This window comes from Hymenobacter qilianensis (genome assembly GCF_014638675.1).
In the GTDB taxonomy this organism is placed as follows: Bacteria; Bacteroidota; Bacteroidia; order Cytophagales; family Hymenobacteraceae; genus Hymenobacter; species Hymenobacter qilianensis.
The window spans coordinates 804,360-825,027 of sequence record NZ_BMFN01000003.1 but is presented as its reverse complement, the minus strand read 5'-3'; the positions used below and the strand labels follow the sequence as shown (position 1 = coordinate 825,027).

21 protein-coding genes and 1 pseudogene are annotated in these 20,668 nt (G+C 56.7%); 3 read left to right on the top strand and 19 right to left on the bottom strand.

The features are described 5' to 3' along the window. Nucleotides 1-84: 84 nt before the first annotated feature. The 3 genes from IEW06_RS17745 to IEW06_RS17735 all read right to left on the bottom strand — a co-directional run bounded on the left by IEW06_RS17745 (nucleotide 85) and on the right by IEW06_RS17735 (nucleotide 2,795). Nucleotides 85-1,356, bottom strand: coding sequence for a cellulase family glycosylhydrolase (locus tag IEW06_RS17745; RefSeq protein WP_187731527.1), 1,272 nt, complete (start codon nucleotides 1,354-1,356; stop codon nucleotides 85-87). A gap of 73 nt (nucleotides 1,357-1,429) precedes the next feature. After that, nucleotides 1,430-1,726 carry a hypothetical protein gene (locus IEW06_RS17740; RefSeq protein WP_187731528.1) on the bottom strand — a complete coding sequence of 99 codons (297 nt, stop codon included), beginning with the start codon at nucleotides 1,724-1,726 and terminating at the stop codon, nucleotides 1,430-1,432. 205 nt (nucleotides 1,727-1,931) lie between these two features. Beyond that, entirely contained in the window at nucleotides 1,932-2,795 is an 864-nt protein-coding gene (locus tag IEW06_RS17735) for an endonuclease/exonuclease/phosphatase family protein (RefSeq protein WP_187731529.1), read from the bottom strand. Nucleotides 2,796-3,094: 299 nt separating this feature from the next. On the opposite strand from IEW06_RS17735, the gene IEW06_RS17730 reads away from it, so the two are divergent. Continuing rightward, nucleotides 3,095-3,349: a hypothetical protein gene (locus IEW06_RS17730; protein WP_187731530.1), complete on the top strand. Its 255-nt coding sequence runs from the start codon at nucleotides 3,095-3,097 to the stop codon at nucleotides 3,347-3,349. Between the two features lie 273 nt (nucleotides 3,350-3,622). Here the strand turns inward: IEW06_RS17730 and IEW06_RS17725 are convergent, their stop codons facing one another. The 4 genes and pseudogenes from IEW06_RS17725 to IEW06_RS17710 form a co-directional block, all read right to left on the bottom strand. Further along, nucleotides 3,623-3,931 (bottom strand): hypothetical protein, encoded by a 309-nt coding sequence (locus IEW06_RS17725; RefSeq protein ID WP_187731531.1) that lies wholly within the window; start codon nucleotides 3,929-3,931, stop codon nucleotides 3,623-3,625. Nucleotides 3,932-4,108: 177 nt separating this feature from the next. After that, a pseudogene (locus IEW06_RS21025) lies at nucleotides 4,109-4,258 on the bottom strand (glycoside hydrolase domain-containing protein); the annotation flags it as partial. Between the two features lie 87 nt (nucleotides 4,259-4,345). After that, a complete protein-coding gene (locus IEW06_RS17715; RefSeq protein ID WP_223284449.1) occupies nucleotides 4,346-4,819 on the bottom strand; it encodes a nuclear transport factor 2 family protein in 474 nt (157 codons plus the stop codon). A gap of 175 nt (nucleotides 4,820-4,994) precedes the next feature. Beyond that, the gene (locus IEW06_RS17710; RefSeq protein WP_188548672.1) at nucleotides 4,995-5,555 is read right to left on the bottom strand and encodes a cupin domain-containing protein; all 561 of its coding nucleotides are present in this window, start codon (nucleotides 5,553-5,555) and stop codon (nucleotides 4,995-4,997) included. Nucleotides 5,556-5,877: 322 nt separating this feature from the next. Here IEW06_RS17710 and IEW06_RS17705 point away from each other — a divergent pair, with 322 nt between their 5' ends. After that, a complete protein-coding gene (locus tag IEW06_RS17705) occupies nucleotides 5,878-6,690 on the top strand; it encodes a DUF2490 domain-containing protein (protein WP_187731534.1) in 813 nt (270 codons plus the stop codon). Between the two features lie 18 nt (nucleotides 6,691-6,708). Here IEW06_RS17705 and IEW06_RS17700 read toward each other — a convergent pair whose 3' ends face one another. Next, entirely contained in the window at nucleotides 6,709-7,503 is a 795-nt protein-coding gene (locus tag IEW06_RS17700; protein ID WP_187731535.1) for an oxygenase MpaB family protein, read from the bottom strand. Nucleotides 7,504-7,634: 131 nt separating this feature from the next. After that, a complete protein-coding gene (locus tag IEW06_RS17695) occupies nucleotides 7,635-8,468 on the bottom strand; it encodes an MIP/aquaporin family protein (protein ID WP_187731536.1) in 834 nt (277 codons plus the stop codon). A 208-nt stretch (nucleotides 8,469-8,676) separates the two neighbouring features. Between IEW06_RS17695 and IEW06_RS17690 the strand changes: the two genes are divergently transcribed. Next, the gene (locus IEW06_RS17690) at nucleotides 8,677-9,576 is read left to right on the top strand and encodes a 3-keto-disaccharide hydrolase (RefSeq protein WP_187731537.1); all 900 of its coding nucleotides are present in this window, start codon (nucleotides 8,677-8,679) and stop codon (nucleotides 9,574-9,576) included. A gap of 24 nt (nucleotides 9,577-9,600) precedes the next feature. Here IEW06_RS17690 and IEW06_RS17685 read toward each other — a convergent pair whose 3' ends face one another. The 10 genes from IEW06_RS17685 to IEW06_RS17640 form a co-directional block, all read right to left on the bottom strand. Further along, nucleotides 9,601-10,371 (bottom strand): 3-keto-disaccharide hydrolase, encoded by a 771-nt coding sequence (locus IEW06_RS17685; RefSeq protein ID WP_187731538.1) that lies wholly within the window; start codon nucleotides 10,369-10,371, stop codon nucleotides 9,601-9,603. A 34-nt stretch (nucleotides 10,372-10,405) separates the two neighbouring features. Further along, nucleotides 10,406-11,293 (bottom strand): hydroxypyruvate isomerase family protein, encoded by an 888-nt coding sequence (locus IEW06_RS17680; RefSeq protein WP_187731539.1) that lies wholly within the window; start codon nucleotides 11,291-11,293, stop codon nucleotides 10,406-10,408. Nucleotides 11,294-11,301: 8 nt separating this feature from the next. Continuing rightward, the gene (locus IEW06_RS17675) at nucleotides 11,302-12,555 is read right to left on the bottom strand and encodes a nucleoside permease (RefSeq protein WP_187731540.1); all 1,254 of its coding nucleotides are present in this window, start codon (nucleotides 12,553-12,555) and stop codon (nucleotides 11,302-11,304) included. A gap of 174 nt (nucleotides 12,556-12,729) precedes the next feature. Further along, nucleotides 12,730-13,200 carry a c-type cytochrome gene (locus tag IEW06_RS17670; protein ID WP_223284450.1) on the bottom strand — a complete coding sequence of 157 codons (471 nt, stop codon included), beginning with the start codon at nucleotides 13,198-13,200 and terminating at the stop codon, nucleotides 12,730-12,732. 16 nt (nucleotides 13,201-13,216) lie between these two features. Continuing rightward, the gene (locus tag IEW06_RS17665) at nucleotides 13,217-14,269 is read right to left on the bottom strand and encodes a sugar phosphate isomerase/epimerase family protein (protein ID WP_187731541.1); all 1,053 of its coding nucleotides are present in this window, start codon (nucleotides 14,267-14,269) and stop codon (nucleotides 13,217-13,219) included. Nucleotides 14,270-14,275: 6 nt separating this feature from the next. Then, nucleotides 14,276-15,427: a Gfo/Idh/MocA family protein gene (locus IEW06_RS17660; protein WP_223284451.1), complete on the bottom strand. Its 1,152-nt coding sequence runs from the start codon at nucleotides 15,425-15,427 to the stop codon at nucleotides 14,276-14,278. A gap of 18 nt (nucleotides 15,428-15,445) precedes the next feature. Then, on the bottom strand, nucleotides 15,446-16,060 hold the full coding sequence (locus IEW06_RS17655) for a gluconate 2-dehydrogenase subunit 3 family protein (RefSeq protein WP_187731542.1): 615 nt from the start codon (nucleotides 16,058-16,060) through the stop codon (nucleotides 15,446-15,448). A gap of 18 nt (nucleotides 16,061-16,078) precedes the next feature. Beyond that, nucleotides 16,079-17,755 carry a GMC oxidoreductase gene (locus IEW06_RS17650; protein ID WP_187731543.1) on the bottom strand — a complete coding sequence of 559 codons (1,677 nt, stop codon included), beginning with the start codon at nucleotides 17,753-17,755 and terminating at the stop codon, nucleotides 16,079-16,081. A 49-nt stretch (nucleotides 17,756-17,804) separates the two neighbouring features. Continuing rightward, nucleotides 17,805-18,689, bottom strand: a complete 885-nt coding sequence (locus IEW06_RS17645) for a sugar phosphate isomerase/epimerase family protein (RefSeq protein WP_187731544.1) — start codon at nucleotides 18,687-18,689, stop codon at nucleotides 17,805-17,807. A 613-nt stretch (nucleotides 18,690-19,302) separates the two neighbouring features. Further along, the gene (locus IEW06_RS17640; RefSeq protein ID WP_187731545.1) at nucleotides 19,303-20,532 is read right to left on the bottom strand and encodes a multidrug effflux MFS transporter; all 1,230 of its coding nucleotides are present in this window, start codon (nucleotides 20,530-20,532) and stop codon (nucleotides 19,303-19,305) included. Between the last annotated feature and the right edge of the window lie 136 nt (nucleotides 20,533-20,668).

Here is a 20,668-nt window from a genome sequence, read left to right as displayed (position 1 = left end):
ACTGCACGCGAGATGCTTCGCTGCCGCTCTGCATGACGGTCTAGGAGAGTAGACCCCTTGCTCTCATGCTTCTTGTGAATAGTTTTACTTCCCCTTCACATAAAACGGAATATTGGCCGTCGCCACATTATCGTGCCCGTCGTAGGCATACACGAATAGGCGGTAGGCGCCTTCCTTAACAGGAGCGGTGAGCTTGGTTTGGGCTTTCGCGCCAGCCGGAATCAGGTTGGGAATGGCAACGGGGCGGCTTTCCCGGTCGCCGCCGGATTTGAGGTCGGTGCTTTCTGGGAGCAGCTCGTAGCGGAAGGTGAGGGGGTCTTTGTTGGGGTCGGTGACGGTGGCCACGACGGGGTAGCTCTGGCCGGCTTGCAGGTAGATGTTGTCGGTTGACTTCTTGCCATCCAGCAAAAAGCCCCCCAGGTGCGGCGCCCGGTTCTGGGGCCACTTGCCGCTCCACAGATACTGCATCACATCCACCACTTCCGACTCCTTGCCGTCCTCCGTGAAGATGCCGTACCAGGTGGGCGTGCGCTCCTGCTTTTGGCCCCACAAAAACACGTAGGTGCCCAGGCACTGCGTTTTGTCTTTGGCAATAGAGGCTTGGTAGCGACTTTGGTACACGGCAGCTTTCTGGCTGCTGGTTTCTTCCACCGAGGCTTTCCAGGGCGTGACGGGGCTTTCCCAATGGCCGGTGGGGCCCCACTCGGCTACCACGTAGGGGCCGGTCCAGCCGGTGGTGCGCACCTGCTGCGGAATGGCGGCCAGCCCGGCGTAGGTGTTGATGCTTAGAATATCCACGGCCGGGCACTTGGCCTTGATGTAGTCGACTTCCTTCTGATTGAGGCCGGCCAGCACGGTGCTGGTGGGGTGGTTGGGGTCAGCTTCATGAATCATCTGGGCAATCTGCTGCACGGCATCCCAGACTTTCGGGTTGGTGTACTCTAGGTTCAGCTCATTACCGATGCCCCAGAACAGCACGGCCGGGTTGTCCTTGTACTTCACCACCTCGGCGCGCAGCTTCTGCAGCTGCTCGGCCACGGCCTGAGGATTGTTGTAGTCGAAGCCGTGCCGCTCGCGGGCCACATCGAGCCCCAGCATCACGGTGAGGCCGTTTTTGTTGGCTTCGGCCAGCACCTTATCCGCGTCATTGGTGCTCCAGGTGCGAATAGAATTGCCGCCGTAGGCTTTGATGCGCTCCGGAAATTGCCCCCCACCAGCTCCATTTATGAAGTAAGGCTTCCCTCCCCGCAGCAGCTCGTAGCGCCCGTTGGCTTGTTTTACCTCAACCTTTACGGGGCCGGTTTGAGCGAAGGTCGTGGTGAAGGTGAGGAGAAAAAGGCAGGAGAGAAGCTTCATAGGGTCTGGGGGGCTTTTTGGTGGATTAAAGCTAGCTAGATCTGGGCGCTATACAGCCTGTGGCTCCTAGCTTCTACAGCGGCTCATCATTGCTGGTGTTGCTGGCGCCGGGGTCCGTGTCGCCGCCCAGGTCGGACTGCGTACCGGCCGCCGTGGGGTCGGTCGGTATGTCCGTCGCGGCTTCGCTTTCTGTGCTGGGCGTGGTGTCTTCTGCGTCAGCGGTTGCGGGTGGCGCGGCCGTGGGGGCGCTGTCGGGGCGGGGCTGGTTGGTAAGGGTAGGAGCGTCGGCGCTCTGGGTATCGGCGGTGCCTTTCGTGGGCAGATTATTATCCGCCGGATTGGGCTGCCTGGGGGGCGTTTTGGGGTCCATAACAGTTGGTTATATAAGTTGCAAAGGCCGCTAGTAAAGTAATGGCTACCAGGTAGCTATACGGTATAGCTGAACTGTTGGCTGCACTGGATATTTGTCAATGTGTGGCATAGCTGTGTATACATCGGGAGATTCTGCCGCAGTCACTCGGCGCAACCGAGCGACTGCAAGGTATCGCGCCAGTTGGACCAGTGGGGAAGAGCGCTTATTTCTGCACAGTGTACTGAACCTCCACAGCCACCGGATAATGGTCGGAGGGCGTTTTGCCGCCACCGTAGGTTTCCGTTAGAATGCCGTACCGGGTGGCCTTGAAAGCGGGACTCAGAAAAATATGGTCAATGCGGGCGTCGGTTTTGCTCTGCGAGTTGAAGTCGTTGAACGTGCCGCTGGGCGCGTACACCACTTGTGCCAGCTGATAGGCATCGCGCAGGTTGCTGGCCGTATTAAGAATAGTATAGCTCTCGTTGCGCTGGTCGATGTTGAAGTCGCCTGTCAGGATGGTTGGCGTCGGGCCGGCCAGCTCTTTCACTTTGCTTAAAATCAGCCTAGCGCTTTCTTTCCGGGCCTCAGTGCCTACATGGTCGAAGTGAGTGTTGAAGAAGTAGAACGTAAAGCCTGTTTTTTTCTCCCGCAGCTGACTCCAGCTGCAAACCCGCGGCAGTGCGGCATCCCAGCCCTTGCTCGGAACGGCGCCCGTGGGTGAAAGCCAGAACGTGCCTTGCTTGAGCAGCTGGTATTTGTCTTTCTTATAAAAGATAGCCGAAAATTCCCCGGCCTGCTTACCGTCGTCGCGGCCCGCGCCGGTGTAGGCGTAGCTCGGCATTTGGCGCGTCATATCCTGGAGCTGGTGATACAGCCCTTCCTGCGTACCAAAGACGTCAAAGTCCTGAAAGCGAATGAGATTGACTAAGTGCGGCATCCGTTGGCGCCAGCCATTTACTGTGTCCTGCGGATTATCGTAGCGGATATTGTAAGTCGCCACCTTCATCATTTGAGCAGCTAGCTCTACCCGGCTACCAAGCACCAGCAGCGCTACTACTAGAATTTTCTTGAACGCAGATAAATACATAGCGAGGAGAAAAAAAGAGTGAACGCCGACTATTGCTCTTGCCACCGACCACCTGCCTGGGGGGCTTTTTTGGTGTGAGGGCCAGCGCGAGTTTAGCGTAGCGTAACCCGTGCTGATTTTGTTGTGAGGCTGCGCCTCACCCGTCCGGACGACTGGCGTTTGCTTGGCTGGTCATGAGTTACGCTGTGCTAAACTTACGCCGCAACTTTTTGAATGCGGTTCCTGGTTTAGATCCTCTTAGCACTAACCTCACAGGTTCTGGCTACGTTATATAGCGTACACCATTTTCCTTGTCAATCATGAGCATATTTGGTTCTGACCGCTCAAGCGGTACACTAGGTGGCCTGCTTTCAGGCCTGTTTGGCGGTGGTAGAAGGGCCGTAAACCCTGCTACTGGTACATATGGTAATGCCGGCCGGTCTGGGGGCGTTGGGCGCAAGCTGGCTACCGGGGCGTTGTTGGCTGCCGGTGCTGCTTACCTCTACAACCGCAATAAGAATAAGGGCACTGGTACGTCCAATACCAACGTGTCCAACTTCAACCCAAATCTGTAGGCGCTCCGCCGGATGTTATGTAAAAGCCCCACTCCTGGCCGGTACTGGCTCAGGGGTGGGGCTTTTTGTTAAGTTTAAGAATTAAAAAAATGAGGTGACAACTAAGTAGAGGCATGCTCAGCTTGGCGAAGCATGACACGAATGCGAAATCCTAATCCTGCGCTAAACAACTGCGCTGTACCAGCTTGCCGCTTGGCGACAGTGGAGGTACAACCTCCACATTATGGTCGGTCACGAGTTTAGCTGCGCTAAACTCGCGCCAGCTTGGGCTTACTATAGTTTTTTATAATAAGTACTTCCGCCTTTATTACTAATTCCTTCTTCAATCCTGATCTTGTTCAACTTAAACTCTTCAACTGGTAGAGATACAGTCATTAATACATTATCATAGGTAGCAGCGGTGAATTGTCCCTCTTCATTTAAAAGAAAATCCTTGAATGTAATCCTGCTTTCATTAAACTTCCATACACCCTTATTTAGATAGATTAGTCTATTAGTATCTCGATTATATATTCGTTTCTCATACGTTCCTCCCTTAAAAATCTTAAGTGTATCATTTGTGTAGCTATTATGATCAAACACATAAGTTCCAGCTATTGAATCCTCACTTATAGATACACAACTCGCGCAACCTGAGATAGTCGATAATGCGCATCCTATCTGTAGGATAATACGCTGTATAGCAAGAGTCATTAAAGTTGACGGAGAAGACAAAGTTTCTTTATAAAATGTGTACTAAAGTACATCTACAGTATGCACTTAAGGCCGCGCCGCCATCAAAAACACTAACTCCCCACCCTTTACAATATTCTGATGCGCCAGAAACGGCCGCTTCAATTTTTGCCCGTTTAGCCGCGCTTCTTTCACATACTTCTTACCGCTTTGGCTTTTGATGCTGATGGTGAAAGTGTTTTCTTTTGCAGTCGGGTGGCTGCAAGGCTATGGGGGGCTTTTTTCTGGAAATACAGCTTAGCAGCGGAGCCTTTCGGCATGTATTTATTGATGGTCGTAGCTGACGACGCGTGTTACTTTCCACTGGCCGTCTTTTAGTCGCCAGACCATCATATTCTTGAAGGTGCCGCAGTCGTCTTTGCCGTTCTCCACGTGGCAGAAGCGGTGCAGGTGAGCATCCACGGCGCCATAGCCCGGAATGGGATACACTTCTAAGCTGCCGGGCACCAACTGCCGATTCAGGCCGGTCGTTTTGTTTTGCTCAAACAGGCTCCGAAAGCCGGCCATCGTTTTTTGAAAATCGGCCAGGCCACCTTTATCGTGGTAAAACTCGAGGTCTTCGGCAAAAAACGTTTGAAGCTGCTCCGCGTCGTGGCGGTTGAAGGCCGCAAACATGGCGCTGTCGAGGCGGGCAATGGTAGCGTACAGCTCCTTCGATTCAGGCAACTGCACGGCGGCGGTGGGTGGTGGTGCTGCTGGTTTGCTGGTAGAGCAGGCCGTGGCCGCAAGGAGCAGCACTGAGCTGAGTATTGCTGCTGCGTTGGTCGGGCGGCACGTTGCAGAGTAAAACCGGCAGAAGCCAGATAGGGAGAAACGAACCTCCATAGGGTAACGGGGGGCTTTTTTACGCCTTTAAATGTTGAAAACCAACTGTTAAACAGGACTTCTTGTGCGGGGTATATCTGCCTCGATTTCAGCCAATCTTCAGAGGCGGGCCCACTACTTTCATCTCGTTGGCAGCGAATATTCTGGCAATCTCCTGAGGCGTGGGTTCCGCTTTCAAAGTCGCCAGTGTCACAAAAAATTCTTCCATTTTTCCAGCGGGTTGAAAGGCCACCAGCATGCGGCCGGTTTGGCTGACTTGAGTCCAGGCATGAGGCACTTGGCGGGGCAGAAAGATGCTTTCACCCGTTTTAAGAGCGTATTTCTCTTCTCCGACGTGGAAATAATATTCCCCGTCCAGCACGTAAAATACCTCATCCTGTTTGAAATGCACATGCAGGGGCGTTCCCCGGCCGGGGGACAGGCTGATCTGTTCAAAAATGGCTAAGCCGCCATTGGTGTCTTTGCCCGAAACTTTAAGGTCCAGAATATTCGCGTTGACGCCCAGCAGCTTCAGGTGGCCGTGGCGGCGACCTTCACCGGCGCGTATCTTAAATCCTTTTCCGGTGGTGACAGCGGGGGCCTGCATTTGCCCCCCAGCCACGAAAGGCAGGCCGGCAAGCGATGTCTGAATAAAGTGTCGGCGTTCCATAGCTGGTGATGTTAATGGCGTTGCGGTTTAGTATGCTTCCACATTGCCTTCAGCGCAACTAACTCGGTGAAGTGGTCATGTGGCTAAATCAGCCTGGTTTCTAGTCTAATATAGTGTATTTATAATTTAATGGGCTCATCCTTTCCTGGCTTCTTCCAGCACCTGCGCACAACTATGCAGCTCTGCAATCGGTACAGCGTAGGCAGAAGCAGCCTTTCAGAAACGTGTGGAGTCGGGGAGGTGTGACACATAAATCTGGCGCTGCGGCTGCTTGCCTGAAACCATACGCTGCCCCATCTATCTACTGCTTGTTAAGGAAGCAATGCCGTCAATCTATTCCTTCGCTCTGAAACTGGCTGCTCTGTTGCTGCTCATCGGGTCAGTTGTTCCGGCCAGGAGCCAGTCGGCTGAGCGGATAATAGACCGCAACACCATCGGCTGGTTTACCTACAATGGCGACCACCAAATTGCCCCCCAGTGGGCCGTGCATACTGAAGTGCAGCTGCGCCGCACGCGCCTGGGCCTGGGCCGCCAGCAGCTGCTGTCGCGCCTGGGCATCGTGTATTCGTTGGCCGAGCGCGTGACGCTTTCAGGAGGTTATACGCAGCTGACCACCTATCCCTACGGCGACTACCCCACGGCCAATTTAGGCGAAGCGACACCCGAAAACCGCGTGTATGAGGACATCACGCTGGCCAGCACCTACGGCCGGCTTCAGCTCACGCATCGGTTTCGGCTGGAGCAGCGCTGGCTGGGGCAATTAGCTGAAAGCAACCCCAGGCGGGTGGAGGGCTGGGAATACCAGAACCGCGCCCGCTACCAGGTGGCCGGCGAGCTACCACTGCAAGGCTCCAGCATCGACGACGGCGAGCTGTACATCACCTTTTTCGACGAGATATTTATCGGCTTCGGGGAGAATGTGGGCCGCAATGTATTCAACCAAAACCGTATTTCTGGGGGCCTGGGCTACCAGATCCGCGACAACTGGAAGCTGGAGCTGAGCTACCTGAACCAGTGGACCCAGCACGCCGAGCCCGCTCCCAATACGCAGCAGTCGGTGTTTGAAAACAACAATGGGTTTCGGCTGAACGTGGTTTACAACCTGGACTTTACGTCGTCTGCATCAGCAGACTAACGCCTCACGCTAATGCGCCTAAGAGTGCACGCCAGCGGAGCGCGCAAACTCAACCGGGTCGCGGTCAAGGGCTTGAATCTTTGCTTTATAAGCCGGCGGCAGCAGCGCAGTTTTCACCCACTGACTCAGGGATAAATGCTGCGTGCGCCGATACACCGGCACCACCGGCCGCAGCCACGACCTGTTGCCCAAACGCAGCAAGTCGCGCACGGTAGCCGGCACCACGAGGCGCTGCGCGTGCAGCAACAGCCAGTACCGCACCGGCCCCAGGTGCTTACGATACTGATGATACAGATCTTGGGTGAAGCGGCTATGCTCCAGGTCGGATGCCAGGTGCTGCTGCCTTACTACCAGCCATTGCGCGTAGGTGGGGGGCAAATCGGGGATGCCCATGCGCTGCCCTACGCGCGCGAATACGGTGAATACCTCTTCTTTTTCGGCAGTGCTCATGGGGCGCTCCAGCAGCTCGAACGAGCGGATAGAATAGTCGATAAGCAGAAACAGCACGTCGCGGTAGGCCCAGTCGGGAATGGCTGCGCCGCGCTTTGCCTCCACGGCCGCATGAATGGCGGCAATGGTGTCGATAGCCCGTTCGGCGGCGGGCTGAGGGGCAAATACGATTTGCCGGGCATACTCTACGGTAGAGAATAAGCGCGCCATCGGGTCGGCGGGCAGACGGCCGGTGAAGTAAAGCCAGTCAACGGCTTTATTCAGGGCAAACTCTGCCGCCGCGCCGGCAAAAATAAAAAGCACCGTGTCGGCCTTGCCCCAGATGGCCCGCACCACGGAATGCTTCGGCACAAAAAAATCCATAGATCAAGAACTGGAAAAGGCAGCAAAAGGCTCCCAGGGTCTTTGGTAACAGCTGCTGCGTAGCTACGAAAGTATCAAAGTAGCAGAACGTTGGCCGGCGGCAAACCCATATCACGTCAGAAATAAAAAACTCACTCATCCGGGTACTGCGGCGGCTCTTCGTCGGAGGCGTGCGGGGAAACAGGGCTGGGGCCGCACCCGGCCAGAATGGCGCATTCCAAGGGCTGGCCGTGGTGAAAGCGTAAAAAACCAACCGTGGCGAGCCACATGGCCAGGCAAGGCGCTAACCAATAGATCCAGAGTCCATGATAGCGGCCGGCTGCCACGGCGGTGCCCAGCGTACGGGCCGGGTTCAGGCTCATCCCCGAATAAGGTGTTTCAACAAGGACATAAACCGCAAGCAGCGCGCCCAGCAGCCACCCGGCCCACGCTTTCAACCGACTCGAATGCAGGGCAAGCAGCGTCACCAGCATCATCACAAAACAGATAATGAACTCGGCTACGAAGGCAGTCAGCTCACCCTGAACAAAAACCGGATTGGGTTGCGTAACGGTGTATTTTACGGCCGGATGAGCGTAGAACTTGGGCAGGCCAAGCTTCAGCAGTTGGGCCGCCCCAATGGCGCCGCACAGCTGCGCCAGCACGTACCACACCGCATCGGGGAGGCGTATTTTGCCTAATTGCCAGAAGGCCAGCGTAACTGCCGGATTAATATGCGCGCCCGACTTTTTACCCCAGGGATTATAAATAATAATGACCAGCACCAGCCCCAGACCCAGGCCCATAACGCCTCTGCGAAGCAGGTGGCTTTCCGCCAGGCTCTGCCGCACAGGCGAAGCCGGATGCTCCAGCAGGATGGTCAGCAAACCCGCACTTCCCACAAAAAAGGCCAGGCCCAATGCTTCCGCAACGTAGTGTGGCCAGTGCCGACGTAGCGCGGACAGCAAACGGTGAGCTAATGGCATAAGTGAAGTAAAGCGCGGAACCAGCTATCTACAACGCATCCTTCCTTTATCGGTTGTGCTGTGCCCGGTTCGCATCTGGGGGGCTTTTTTCTGTTGGTACAGCCTGCCGGACTTATTCTTTTAAGCGTCATAGCACAATTTACCTTGCTCAAACCCGGCAAAAGACTAGCTTTGATGTTCATCAAAACATGGCTCAGCGCTGCGTATCATGAGAAAACTCACTGCTTTGGCGCTCGGCGCTACCTTATTGTTTTTCTCTACTTCGTCGAAGGCCCCGCGCGATGGCTGGGAGCCGTTGCTGGATAAAAAACTGAGCAAGTGGGAAACCTTCTTAAGCTACCGCCACGAGCTAGGCTACAAAGGGAAAGTGCCCACCGATGCTCAGGGAAAGGAAATTGCGCCCATCGGCTACGGCAAAAATGAGGCAAATGTATTCTCGGTCCGGATGGAGAAGGGCGAACCAGTACTGCGCATCAGCGGGGAGATATACGGCTGCGTATTCACCAAGCAGGATTTTACCAACTACGCCCTTAAGCTAAAGGTAAAGTGGGGCGAGAAGAAGTGGGTGCCGCGCCTCAACGAGCCCCGCGACAGTGGTATCCTTTATAATAGCCAGGGTGAGTGCGGGGTAGACTACTGGCATAGCTGGATGCTGAGTCAGGAATTTCAGGTGTCCGAGTTCGAGAAGGGCAACGCGATGGGCGACTTCTGGTGCATCGCCAACTCCACGGCCGACATTACGGCAACCCAAAACGAAACGAAGGACGGGATGAAATACAACCCAGATGCGGCCCCCGTCACTTTTGGCAGGGGCGGCCCTGGGTTCTGCCAGGCTTCAGCTAACTACGGCGTTCCGGCGGGGCAATGGGATGAGCTGGAGCTGATTCACGTGAATGGCCAGAGCATTCACATCGTGAACGGCAAGGTGGTGCTGGCCGTCAACAACTCAGGCTACGTGGAAAATGGCCAGCGCCTGCCGCTCACGCACGGCAAGATTCAGCTACAGAGCGAAGCCGCCGAAGTGTACTATAAAGGCATTATGATCAAGCCCCTGGATGCCATGCCAGCGGAGTACGCCAAGTATTTTAATAACAAGCCAACCAGATAACTCCCAAATTTGCCCCCAGCCGGCCTACAGCTCCCGAACCCAGATATTGCGGAAGCTCAGCGGCTCACTCGGGTCGCCGTGCGACTGGAGCTTGATGGGCGAGGGACCGTGCTTCTGGTAGCTGGGCTTCCCGATGTACACCGTCGGCCCCGCCAGCGTCACGTTGTTCTGCACCACTACGCCATTAAACAGCACCGTCACGCGGGCCGGCGACTGCACCGAGCCGTCGGCCTTGAAGGTGGGCGCCGTCCACAGCACGTCGTACGACTGCCACTCGCCGGGCTTGCGGGTGGGGTTGGCCAACGGAATCAGCTGCTTGTAGATGCTGCCAGCCATGCCGTTCACGTAGGTTTTGTTCTCGTAGGAGTCCAGAATCTGCAATTCGTAGCCCAGGTCGCCTTTGCCTAAGGAAGCCAGGAACAGGCCGCTGTTGCCGCGCACTTGCCCGGTGCCCGCAATAGTGGCCGGCACGCGCCACTCCAGGTGCAGCTGGTAGTTGGTAAAAGCGCGCTTGGTTTCGATGTTGCCGGTCTTCTTGTCCACGGTAAAAATGCCCCCCGCAACCTTCCACTTCGCCGGCGCATTCCGGTCGTCGGCGGATACCCACTGCGTCAGGTCCTTGCCATCAAACAGCACAATAGCATCGGAGGGCGGGGGGGTGAACTGCGGACTGGCAGTCACAACTTTGGGCACTGGCTCCCACACCTCCGTGTCTTCTGGTTTTCCCTTCTGCTGTGCCTGAGCCATCAAAGAAGTGCTGAATAGTAAAACGGAAGCAAGGACAGGAAGACGCATAGAGTGCTTGGTAAAGTGGTGGGAGACAAGGCGATTAGACGTCGCAGAGCTGCACGGCCTGCCGGAGTGAGGCGAGCTTATCGGCTTTTTGCGGGATGAATTCCTGCGCTACATAGCCTTTAAAGCCGGTGGCCAGAATGGCGCGCATAATGGCCGGGTAATTTAGCTCCTGGGTCTCGTCGAGCTCGTGGCGGCCCGGTACGCCGGCCGTGTGGTAGTGGGCAATATAGGGGTGATACTCCGTGAGCGTACGAATCACGTCGCCCTCATCGATCTGCATGTGGTAGATGTCGTAGAGCAGCTTGAAGTTTTCGGAGCCCAGCCGCTTGGCTAGCTCCACGCCCCAGGCGGTGCGGTCGCACTGGTAGTCTTTGTGGTCGATTTTGCTGTTGAGCAGCTCCATTACCAGCACTACTTTGTGCTGCGCGGCCAGCTTCACCAGCGGCTGCAGCCCGCGCACGGAGTTGGTCCAGCCCGCTTCATCGGTCATTCCCCTGCGGCTGCCGCTAAAGCAGATCAGGTTGGTGTAGCCCGCCTTGGCTACCAGAGGAATCATGTCGGCGTACTGCTTCTGCAGGCGCGCATGAAACTGCGGGTCGTTGAAGCCGTCGGTGAGGTTGATCTCGGCCCCGTTGCACATGGGCGAGTCCAGACCATACTTTTTGAGCGTAGGCCAGTCTTTCGGGCCTACCAGGTCGATGCCCTTGATGCCCATTTCCTTGGCCGCCGCGCACAGCTGGTCGAGCGGCATATCCTGGAAGCACCACCGGCACACCGACTGCTTAATGTTGTTTTTCAATGGCGTATTCTGGCTGGGGGGCTTTTTGTCGGTGGTGCAGGCGCTCGCAATGCCCAGCGTCCCGACGGCGGCTGTGCTGGTGAGTAGGCCCTTCAAAGCAGTTCTTCGGTTCCAGATTGCCATACAGTCAGTTATTTAGCCTGAGCTAGCTCGGGTGCTGCATCGAAGGAAGTGGATTCCGACCCCTGGTCCTGCGGCCGGTCCTTGAACAAGAGCAGGAACAGCAGAACCACCGCCCCGGCAATACCAGCCGGAATCAGCCAGATCATGCGCCAGTCGTGCACGCCTTCGGAGAGCTGATAGTTGTCGAAAATGCGCCCCGAGAGCAAGGTGCCAATCAGCATGCCCACGCCATACGTGGCCAGCGTAATAAAGCCCTGCGCCGAGCTTTTAAACCGCTCCCCGGCGAGGTTATCAGTGTAAATCTGGCCCGTTACGAAAAAGAAGTCGTAGCAGATACCGTGCAGTACAATGCCCGCAATGAGCATCCAGTAATTGCTTTGCCCGTCGCCGTAAGCGAAGAATACGTAGCGCACCACCCAGGCCAGCATCCCGATTGCCAGCATCTTTTTCACGCCCAAACGGGTGAAGAAAAACGGAATCAAAAGCATAAACAGCAGCTCCGAAACCTGCCCCAAGCTTTGCACCCCGGCCGCGGCTTTCATACCAACCTCATTCAGAAACGGGTTGGTGAAGCCGTAGTAAAACGCCAGCGGAATGCAGATGGCGATAGAAGCCAGAAAGAAAATGAGGTAGGAGCGGTTCTTCAGCAACCCAATGGCGTCGAGGCCCAGCATGTCGCCCAGGGAAGAGGATTGGCCGCGCTTTACAGGCGGCGTGGCGGGCAGCATGAAACTGAACACCCCCAGCAAAGCCGAGGCGCCAGCGGCCATGAGAAAAGTAGCTCGTAGGCTCCCACTTTGCTCCCAGTTCAGCCAACCGATGGTTAGGCCGGCCACAATCCAGCCCAGCGTGCCCAGCACCCGAATGGTGGCAAACTCCTTCTGCGGATTCTGCATCTGCCGGAACGCAATCGAGTTGACTAACGCCAGCGTAGGCATATACAAGACCATGTAGGTCAGAATGTTGGGGTAAAAAGAGCCAAAGTCCGGCGACGACGATGCACGCCAGAGCAGCAGCGCTCCGGCAAGGTGCAGCACGCCCAGAATCTTCTGGGCCGAGAAAAACCGGTCGGCAATCAGGCCAATGATAAACGGCGCCACGATTGCCCCAATCGATTGCGTCAGAAACGCCACTCCCACCTGCGTGCCCGTCGCGCTGAGGTTGCGTAGCAGGTAGGTGCCCAACGTCACAAACCACGCCCCCCAGATGAAAAACTCCAGGAACATCATGATAGACAGCTTAATCCGAATGGAGGAAGTCATGGTGGGGTAAGTTGGTGTCGGTAAGGAAGAGAGTTTAATTTAGCAACTTAACTGCTTAATCTAGAACGCCATGCAGAGCGCCAGCGAAGCATCTCGCGTGCTGACGCAGGATTAGTAATCTAACGGCGCGAGCGAGATGCTTCGTTGGCGCTCTGCATGACACGAGTTTTACTCTTACTTCAGCGTGAGAATGTAGCGGGCCATTTCCTCGGCGTCGGCAACGGATATGCCGGGGTGGGGCGTCATGGCGATATCGCCCCAGTTGCCCTTGCCGCCGGTAATAATTTTGCCACCCAGCATCTTGATGTTGGCTTCCGTGGCGGGGTATTTCTGCGCAACTGCCTGATACGCTGGGCCGAGAAGCTTCTCGTTTACGCGGTGGCAGGTGGCGCAGTCGCTGCTTTCCATGAGCTTGGCGCCTTTGGCCAGTGCCCCGCCCGTTGGGGTAGTGCCAATTTTGGTAACATTGGTATCCACCTGGGGCTGGCGGGCCACGGCACTCATGTTGGCGCCCGTGGTGCTGTCAGCGTTCATGGTTTCTTCGGGTTCAGCCAGCGTGTATTTCTCTTGGGGGGCTTTATTAGAATCGGAGCTACAAGCGGCTAAAAAAGCGAAAGAGCTGAGGAGCAGAAAGACTTTTTTCATGGGGTCTGAGGGAAGGTTAAAGTCCTAACAGGCTTTTATTGTGGGCTTCATCGGTGCCGGCGGCCGCGAAATCATCGAAGGCTTTGTCGGTGACGTGGATGATGTGGTCGCGAATGAAGGTGGCGCCTTCGCGGGCGCCGTCTTCGGGGTGTTTCAGGGCGCATTCCCACTCCAGCACGGCCCAACCGGGGAAATCGTATTGGGCCATTTTGCTGAAAATAGCCTTGAAATCAACCTGCCCGTCGCCCAAGGAGCGGAAGCGGCCGGCCCGATCTACCCAGTTCTGGTAGCCGCCATACACGCCCTGCCGCCCGTTGGGGTTAAACTCCGCATCCTTCACATGAAAGGCCCGAATCCGCTCGTGGTAAATGTCGATATACTCCAGATAGTTAAGGCATTGCAGTACGAAGTGGGAGGGATCGTAAAGCAGGCAGGCGCGGGGATGATGCTGCACTTTGTCGAGGAACAGCTCGTAGCTGACGCCGTCGTGGAGGTCTTCGCCGGCGTGAATTTCGTAGCACACATCTACTCCGCACTCATCGAAGGTTTGCAGAATGGGCAGCCAGCGGCGGGCCAGCTCGTCGAAGCCCGTTTCTACCAGTCCTGCAGGGCGCTGAGGCCAGGGATACACCATGGGCCAGAGCAGCGCGCCGCTGAAGGTGGCGTGGGCCGTCAGCCCCAGGTTCTGTGAGGCTTTGGCCGCGTACTTAAGCTGCTGCACCGCCCAAGCCTGCCGGGCTTTAGGGTTGCCGCGAACTGCTTCGGGGGCAAAGCCATCAAACAGCGTATCGTACACCGGATTCACGGCTACCAGCTGGCCCTGCAAGTGCGTGGATAACTCCGTGATTTCCAGACCTGCGGCCTGCACCGTGCCTGTTACCTCGTCGGCGTAGGTTTGGCTTTCGGCGGCTTTTTGCAGATCGATAAAGCGGCTGTCCAATGTCGGGATTTGTACGCCTTTGTAGCCTAGGCCGCTGGCCCACTCGCAGATGGAAGCCAGGCTGTTGAAAGGCGGCTGATCGGAGATGAATTGCGCCAGAAAAATCGCGGGTCCTTTGATGGTTTTCATGCGCAGCTATACGGTGAATTCGGTCCACTTCTGATCGGAGCGGCCCGAGGCAATAACATTTTCAATAAAAGCCATGCCCCGCACCCCTTCCTCCATACCCGGATAATCTAAGGCTTCGGGCGGCGCAGATTTGCCCCCCAGATCGGCCTGCAAACTCAGGGCGAAGTTGCGGTACAGGTTAGCAAACGCTTCGAGGTAGCCTTCCGGGTGTCCGGAAGGCGTGCGCGTGTTGTGGCGGGCGTAGGAGCTGACGTAGCCAGTGCCGGTCCGCCGAATTTCGGTGGGCCTATCCAACCATTTCACTTGGAGCGTGTTGGCGTCTACTTGCTGCCATTCCAGGCCGCCTTTGTCGCCGTACACCCGCAGGCGCACGTTGTTTTCCTCGCCCGCCGCGACCTGCGTAGCCACCATCACGCCGCTGGCCCCACCCGAGAGGCGAAGCAATACCGCGCCATCATCGTCGAGCTTGCGGCCCGGCACCACGGTATTAATATCGGCGCAAAGCTGCGTTACCGACAAGCCTGTGACGTATTCGAGCAGGTTAAAGGCGTGGGTGCCGATGTCGCCCATGGCGCCGGCCACGCCGCTGCGGGCCGGGTCGGTGCGCCAGGCGGCCTGCTTGTTGTCGGAACCTTCCTCGAAGTTGCTCAGCCAGCCCTGCGGGTACTCCACGTAGGCTTTGCGCACGGCGCCCAGCTCGCCGGAGGCTACCAGCTGCCGGGCTTCCTTCACCATAGGGTAGCCGGTGTAAGTATGCGTAAGGCAGAAGCGCGCATTGCTGGCCGCTGCCACGGTTTGCAGCTCTTTGGCTTCAGCCAAGGAAAAGGTCATGGGCTTGTCCAGAATGACGTGAAAGCCATTTTCCAAAGCCAGCTTGGCGGGAGCAAAATGTAAGTGGTTGGGCGTCACGATAGACAACACCTGCACGCGCTCAGCTTCCGGCAGGGCTTTTTCCCGCTCAATCAATTCCTGGTAGGAGCCATATACGCGGTCGGCAGACAGGCCCAGGATTTGGCCGCTGGCTTTGGAGGTTTCGGGGTTGCTGCTGAAAGCACCGGCTACCAGCTCATAGAGGCCATCCAAAGCGGCGGCGTGCCGATGCACGGCGCCAATAAAAGCCCCCTGGCCGCCGCCAATCATGCCCAGTCGTAGTTTCATACGGTCCAAGGTCGCAGATTAAGTGGTAGCCCAGGCTTTGTCGCCCTTTTTGTAAGGCACGCAGCCGTCGTACTTGCCCGGTACGGGGGAGTAGCGCAGAGCTTTGGTGCTGCCCACTTCCGAGGTGAAGTAGCCGAGCAAGGTCAGCTCCTTGATCATGCGGAAGTAGTGGTTGGGGTCCTCCTTCGTTTTGGTCTTGGCGTAGTTTTTCTGCTCCGCATCGAGGGCCGTGAGCAGGGCCGTACGCTGGGCGGTATCCGATTCCAGAAAGCCTTTGCCGTTCTTCGACTTCGACGCTTCTTCTAGCTGTGTCAGTCCTTTCAGAAATATCTGCTGATCGGCTGGCTTATAGCAGTCTCGCACCATTACGGCCATAAAACCGCCCACGTCGGCGGCTTTGGCACCTGGAGATGAAGTAGTTGGCAGAATAGTGTCGCCTACTTCATTCAGGTAAGCGACCTGCTCCTGATTGAGAACGGGCTTTAGTTCTTTGGCCGCTGGGGGGCTTTTTTTTGCGGTTTTTTCTTCCTTTTCCTGGCTCGGGGAGGAGCAGCCGGTGAGGAAATAATCGGCGCCGATGATAGTGCCGCCCATGATGAGGGCTACCCGGCCTAATGCGTCTCTTCTATTCATAATGCTGCCGATTAAGAATTAGATATTCTGCTTTTTCAACTCACCTACTGCATGATCTACGGCCCGAGCGGTCAGGGCCATGTAGGTCAGCGACGGGTTCTGGCAGGCCGCGGAAGTCATGGCCGCGCCATCGGTCACGTACACGTTGGGCGCATCCCACACCTGGTTGTGCTGGTTGAGCACAGAGGTTTTGGGGTCGCGGCCCATGCGGGCGGTGCCCATCTCGTGGATGCCGCCGCCCAGGTTGTAGCCACCGTTGTAGGTATTTACGTTTTTTAGGCCCGCTTTTTCCAGCATCTCCTTGGCGTCCTGCATCATGTCGATGCGCATTTTCTGCTCATTCTCGCGAATGGTAGCGTCGATGGCCAGCACCGGCAAGCCCCACTTGTCTTTCTTTGTTTTGTCGAGGTAGGCGCGGTTGTCGTGATAGGGGAGGGTTTCGCCGAAACCGGTCAGGCCCATCGTCCACTTGCCCGGCTCAGTGAGCGCATCCTTGAATTCGCCCCCAATGTTCATTTCCGCGATTTCGCGGCCCCAGCCTTCCCGGCCGGCGCCGCCCTGGTAGCCAAAGCCGCGGATGTAGTCGCGCTTGTCGCCAAACAGGTTGCGGTAGCGCGGAATATAAATACCATTGGCCCGGCGCCCGTACACGTACTTATCATCGTAGCCCTCAGCCTCGCCGCTGGCACCCGCCCGGAAGTGATGGTCCATCAGGTTGTGGCCTAGCTCCCCGCTGCTGCTGCCTAGGCCCTCGGGCCACACGTCGGTAGCCGAGTTCATCAACACCCAGGCCGAGTTCAGGGCCGAGGCGTTCAGGAAGATGATTTTGGCGAAATACTCGTAGGTCTGATTGGTTTCCGCGTCGAGCACTTCCACGCCCTTGGCCCGCTTGGTGTCCTTGTCGTAGAGAATCTTGGTGACGATGGAAAACGGGCGCAGCGTGAGGTTGCCGGTAGCTACGGCCGCGGGCAAGCTCGCCGACTGCGTGCTGAAATACGCCCCGAACGGGCAGCCCAGCCAGCACTTGTTGCGGTATTGGCAGGCCACGCGGTTGTTATGCCCCACCGTAATGTTGGCCGTACGCCCAATGACCATGTGGCGGTCCTTGTAATTCTTCTTGATGCGGGCGGCCACGTCCTTCTCCACGCAGTTCATCTCCATGGGGGGCATAAATTCGCCGTCGGGGAGCTGGGGCAGGCCGTCGCGGTTGCCGCTGATGCCGGCAAATTTCTCCACGCGGCTGTACCATGGCGCCAGATCCTTATAGCGGATGGGCCAGTCTACGGCGATGCCATCCTTGGCATTGGCCTCGAAGTCGTAGTCGCTCAGGCGGTACGACTGCCGGCCCCACATCAGCGAGCGGCCACCCACCTGGTAGCCCCGAAACCAGTCGAAGGGCTTCACCTCCACGTAGGGGCTTTCCTTCTCCTTTACCCAGAAGTCCAGATTCTGCTCGTTCAGCGTGTAGTCGCGGCTGAGCACCGGATAGTCCTCGATCATCTGCTGGGTTTTGCCCCCCCGGTGCGGAAACTCCCAGGGGTTTTTGTTGGCATTCACGTAATCCTTTACGTGTTCCACATTGCGGCCGCGCTCCAGCATGATGGTCTTCAGGCCTTTCTCTGTCAGCTCTTTGGCGGCCATGCCGCCCGAAATACCAGATCCGATGACAATGGCATCGTAGGTGTTCTTTTCCATAAGGGGTGGGATAAGGATAATGGAAACGCAAGCAAGAATCCGTACCGGACTATACCAAGGTACGCTTGATATGCGTAATGCTTTTCTGGATGCTGTCGAAGGGCGAGCCGGGCGTTTGGTCCTGCTCTACAAAGTAATATTTCATGCCCGACTTACCAGCCTGCGCAAAGATTTTCTTGAAGTCGATGACGCCGCTGCCTACTTCCGTGAAGTTCTTTTTGGGCGTGTTGTCCATGTCCTTCACATGCCAGAGCGGGAAGCGCCCGGGGTGTTGCTGAAACAGCGCCACGGGGTCTTTGCCGGCTTTCACGGTCCAGAATAAGTCGAGTTCCATCTTCACTAGCTCCTTGTCTGTGCCACTGAGCAGCAGATCGTAAGGCACTTTGCCGCTCTGGGGGGCAAATTCGAAGTCGTGGTTGTGGTAACACATTTGAATGCCGGCTTTCTTGGCCCGCTCGCCTGCTTTATTCAGCTGGTCGGCCACGTACTTATACTGGTCGAGGCCGCCACGCTCGGCGTCCGAGAGGTAAGCGCACACCATGTACTTCACGCCGGCCTGGGCTGCATCGTCCACGGCTTTATCCCAGCCGTGCAGCATGGTGCCCTGCACTGGCTGCCCTTTTTCCTGCTCCTGGCCCAGCCGGTAGTGGCTGCTAGGCATGATGAGGCCATTCTGCTTGAGCACACCAGCAAATGCCGTCGGCGTCATGCCATAAAACTTCTGGCTGCCCGTGTAAGTGGCGCCCTCCACCGAGTTGTAGCCCATCTTCGCCACGCGGGCCAGCGTACCCGCCGGGTCCTTTTGCATGGCGTCGCGCACGGTGTACAGCTGCAAGCCGATATACGATTTGGGCGCGGCCAGCAAAGCCGGCGAAACGAGTGCGCCGGCAGACAGCAGCGCGGCGGACTTCACGAAGGAACGGCGAGAGGTCATGGGGAGAAGTTAGTGGGAGGGAGAGGAAATGTACGGTCGTGAGTGGGCAATAAGCAGAGAGTAATTAAAAACTGACGCGCAAGTGTAAGATACTCGTTCTCCTGCTTAATTCATGATTGATCAGCCGTAAAAAAAGGATTTACGACAAGGCTACGGTTCACCAATTTACCCCTCCTTTTTCCGGTAATGCAAGCTTTATGCGGGGAAAGATCGGAGGCGGCCGCGCATCGCTGCCAAGGCTGAACCGCTTAGTGCACAACCCGGAAAGGGCGTTTATTCTGCTCTGGGGGACTTTTTTCGGACTTATAGCAGCCAAAAAGACACGGATAAAAAACAAGTGAGGAGCTTGCCCCTACAGAAAGGTTTTTGTGACTGCCTTTGCGTTGCTTAGCCCGCGGAGCATTGCAGGAGTGCTTGCAGTCAGTCTTTTTTCGGATGAGAAGTGCAGCCCAAGTACACGCGCTTTCTACTAAGCAGAGCCAGGCGGATTTTAGAAATATATGCCTCCTGCTGCTACCCTTTTGCTAATGCCAACGGCCCCACAACGGCGCGGCAAACTGCTGCGCTATCGTGGGGCCGAAGCCAATATCTCAGGAAGAACTCTGGCCGTTTGCTAGTGTACCGGCTCTGCCATCTGCTCAGCGGATACTTCCACCTGTTCGGTAATGTGTTTGCGGCCGGTAAGCAAAAGGACCAAAGCCACCACCGAGGTAACAGCCATAATGGCCACCATGGGTACGGCCGTGCCGTTGCTAAAAAGGCTGACCCCCATAGAGGCCAACGCGCCCATCGCCATCCGAATGGCGCCCATCAGAGCGGAGGCGCTGCCGGCGGTGCGGGAAAAAGGAGCCAGGGAAAGCGCAGCGGTATTGGGGCTGCTAAAGCCGAGGCAGCACAGGAAAATAAACAGCAGGGCAATCGTCCCGTAGAGGCCAATCCAGCCGCCGCTGATCAGCACCAGAAAAACCACGCCGGTTAGTACCTGGCAGATGAGGGCAGCATACACCAGCTGCTCATTCTGATAATACCGCAGCATGTAGCTGTTTACCTGACTGGCACCAATTAAACCCACCGACAGGAAGGCGAAAATCCAGCCGTACATCTCGCCGCTTACCCCAAAAATCTCCATGAATACCAGCGGCGAGCCAGCCACATATGCGAAGAGTCCGCAGAAGGACATGGCGCCGGTAAACGTGTAGGTGTAGAACTGCGGCTCGCGCAACACCGACCAGAAATTGGCCAGGATAGGCTTGGGCTTCAGGGACATGGTCGTGTCGGGCTCATAGCTTTCGGGGAGCCAGAAGAACGTGGCAACCAGCAGTAGTAGACCCATGACAGCTAAAACGATAAACACTCCGTGCCACCCAAATGCCGCTGTCACGTAACTGCCAGCGGTGGGCGCAATCATGGGTGAGAGGCCGATGACCAGCATGATCAGGGCAAAGACCTTCGCGCTGTCTTTCACCGGAAACAAGTCGCGGATCATCGCCACGGAGGCAACGCCCGCCGCACAGCTACCGACAGCCTGAATCAGGCGCAGGAAAATAAGCCCGTCGATCGTCTGAACAGCCGCGCAGCCGATAGAAGCCAGCACGTACACGGCCAGCCCCACATATAGCGGTTTTTTGCGGCCAAAGCGGTCAAGCAGCGGCCCGTACAGCAGCTGGCCGGCAGAGATGCCCACAAAAAAGCTGGATAAGGACAGGGTCACGCGGGCGGCCGTCGTATTCAGGTCTTCGGCGATGGCCGGAAAGCCCGGCAGATACATATCGATGGAAAATGGCCCGAGCGCCGAAAGGCTTCCCAGAATCAGAATCAGAAAAAAGTACTGTTGCTTAGACATTGATGCTACTGGGGGGCTTTTTTGCCCCTGTTTTTACGGAGGAGGTATGCGTGTATCAGGTAGCCCGAATGGTTTCAACGGGGCCCAAGGCTTTGCCCACTGAAACCATGTGCTGGGGCATTTTCCACCGCCGGAT

Coding starts and splice junctions, on each gene's coding strand:
- IEW06_RS17680 (WP_187731539.1), bottom strand. CDS start 11,293: ATGGCAATCTGGAACCGAAGAACTGCTTTGAAGGGCCTACTCACCAGC.
- IEW06_RS17660 (WP_223284451.1), bottom strand. CDS start 15,427: ATGAAACTACGACTGGGCATGATTGGCGGCGGCCAGGGGGCTTTTATT.
- IEW06_RS17670 (WP_223284450.1), bottom strand. CDS start 13,200: ATGAAAAAAGTCTTTCTGCTCCTCAGCTCTTTCGCTTTTTTAGCCGCT.
- IEW06_RS17730 (WP_187731530.1), top strand. CDS start 3,095: ATGAGCATATTTGGTTCTGACCGCTCAAGCGGTACACTAGGTGGCCTG.
- IEW06_RS17655 (WP_187731542.1), bottom strand. CDS start 16,060: ATGAATAGAAGAGACGCATTAGGCCGGGTAGCCCTCATCATGGGCGGC.
- IEW06_RS17665 (WP_187731541.1), bottom strand. CDS start 14,269: ATGAAAACCATCAAAGGACCCGCGATTTTTCTGGCGCAATTCATCTCC.
- IEW06_RS17645 (WP_187731544.1), bottom strand. CDS start 18,689: ATGACCTCTCGCCGTTCCTTCGTGAAGTCCGCCGCGCTGCTGTCTGCC.
- IEW06_RS17700 (WP_187731535.1), bottom strand. CDS start 7,503: ATGGATTTTTTTGTGCCGAAGCATTCCGTGGTGCGGGCCATCTGGGGC.
- IEW06_RS17695 (WP_187731536.1), bottom strand. CDS start 8,468: ATGCCATTAGCTCACCGTTTGCTGTCCGCGCTACGTCGGCACTGGCCA.
- IEW06_RS17650 (WP_187731543.1), bottom strand. CDS start 17,755: ATGGAAAAGAACACCTACGATGCCATTGTCATCGGATCTGGTATTTCG.
- IEW06_RS17640 (WP_187731545.1), bottom strand. CDS start 20,532: ATGTCTAAGCAACAGTACTTTTTTCTGATTCTGATTCTGGGAAGCCTT.
- IEW06_RS17705 (WP_187731534.1), top strand. CDS start 5,878: ATGCCGTCAATCTATTCCTTCGCTCTGAAACTGGCTGCTCTGTTGCTG.
- IEW06_RS17690 (WP_187731537.1), top strand. CDS start 8,677: ATGAGAAAACTCACTGCTTTGGCGCTCGGCGCTACCTTATTGTTTTTC.
- IEW06_RS17745 (WP_187731527.1), bottom strand. CDS start 1,356: ATGAAGCTTCTCTCCTGCCTTTTTCTCCTCACCTTCACCACGACCTTC.
- IEW06_RS17685 (WP_187731538.1), bottom strand. CDS start 10,371: ATGCGTCTTCCTGTCCTTGCTTCCGTTTTACTATTCAGCACTTCTTTG.
- IEW06_RS17675 (WP_187731540.1), bottom strand. CDS start 12,555: ATGACTTCCTCCATTCGGATTAAGCTGTCTATCATGATGTTCCTGGAG.
- IEW06_RS17740 (WP_187731528.1), bottom strand. CDS start 1,726: ATGGACCCCAAAACGCCCCCCAGGCAGCCCAATCCGGCGGATAATAAT.
- IEW06_RS17710 (WP_188548672.1), bottom strand. CDS start 5,555: ATGGAACGCCGACACTTTATTCAGACATCGCTTGCCGGCCTGCCTTTC.
- IEW06_RS17735 (WP_187731529.1), bottom strand. CDS start 2,795: ATGTATTTATCTGCGTTCAAGAAAATTCTAGTAGTAGCGCTGCTGGTG.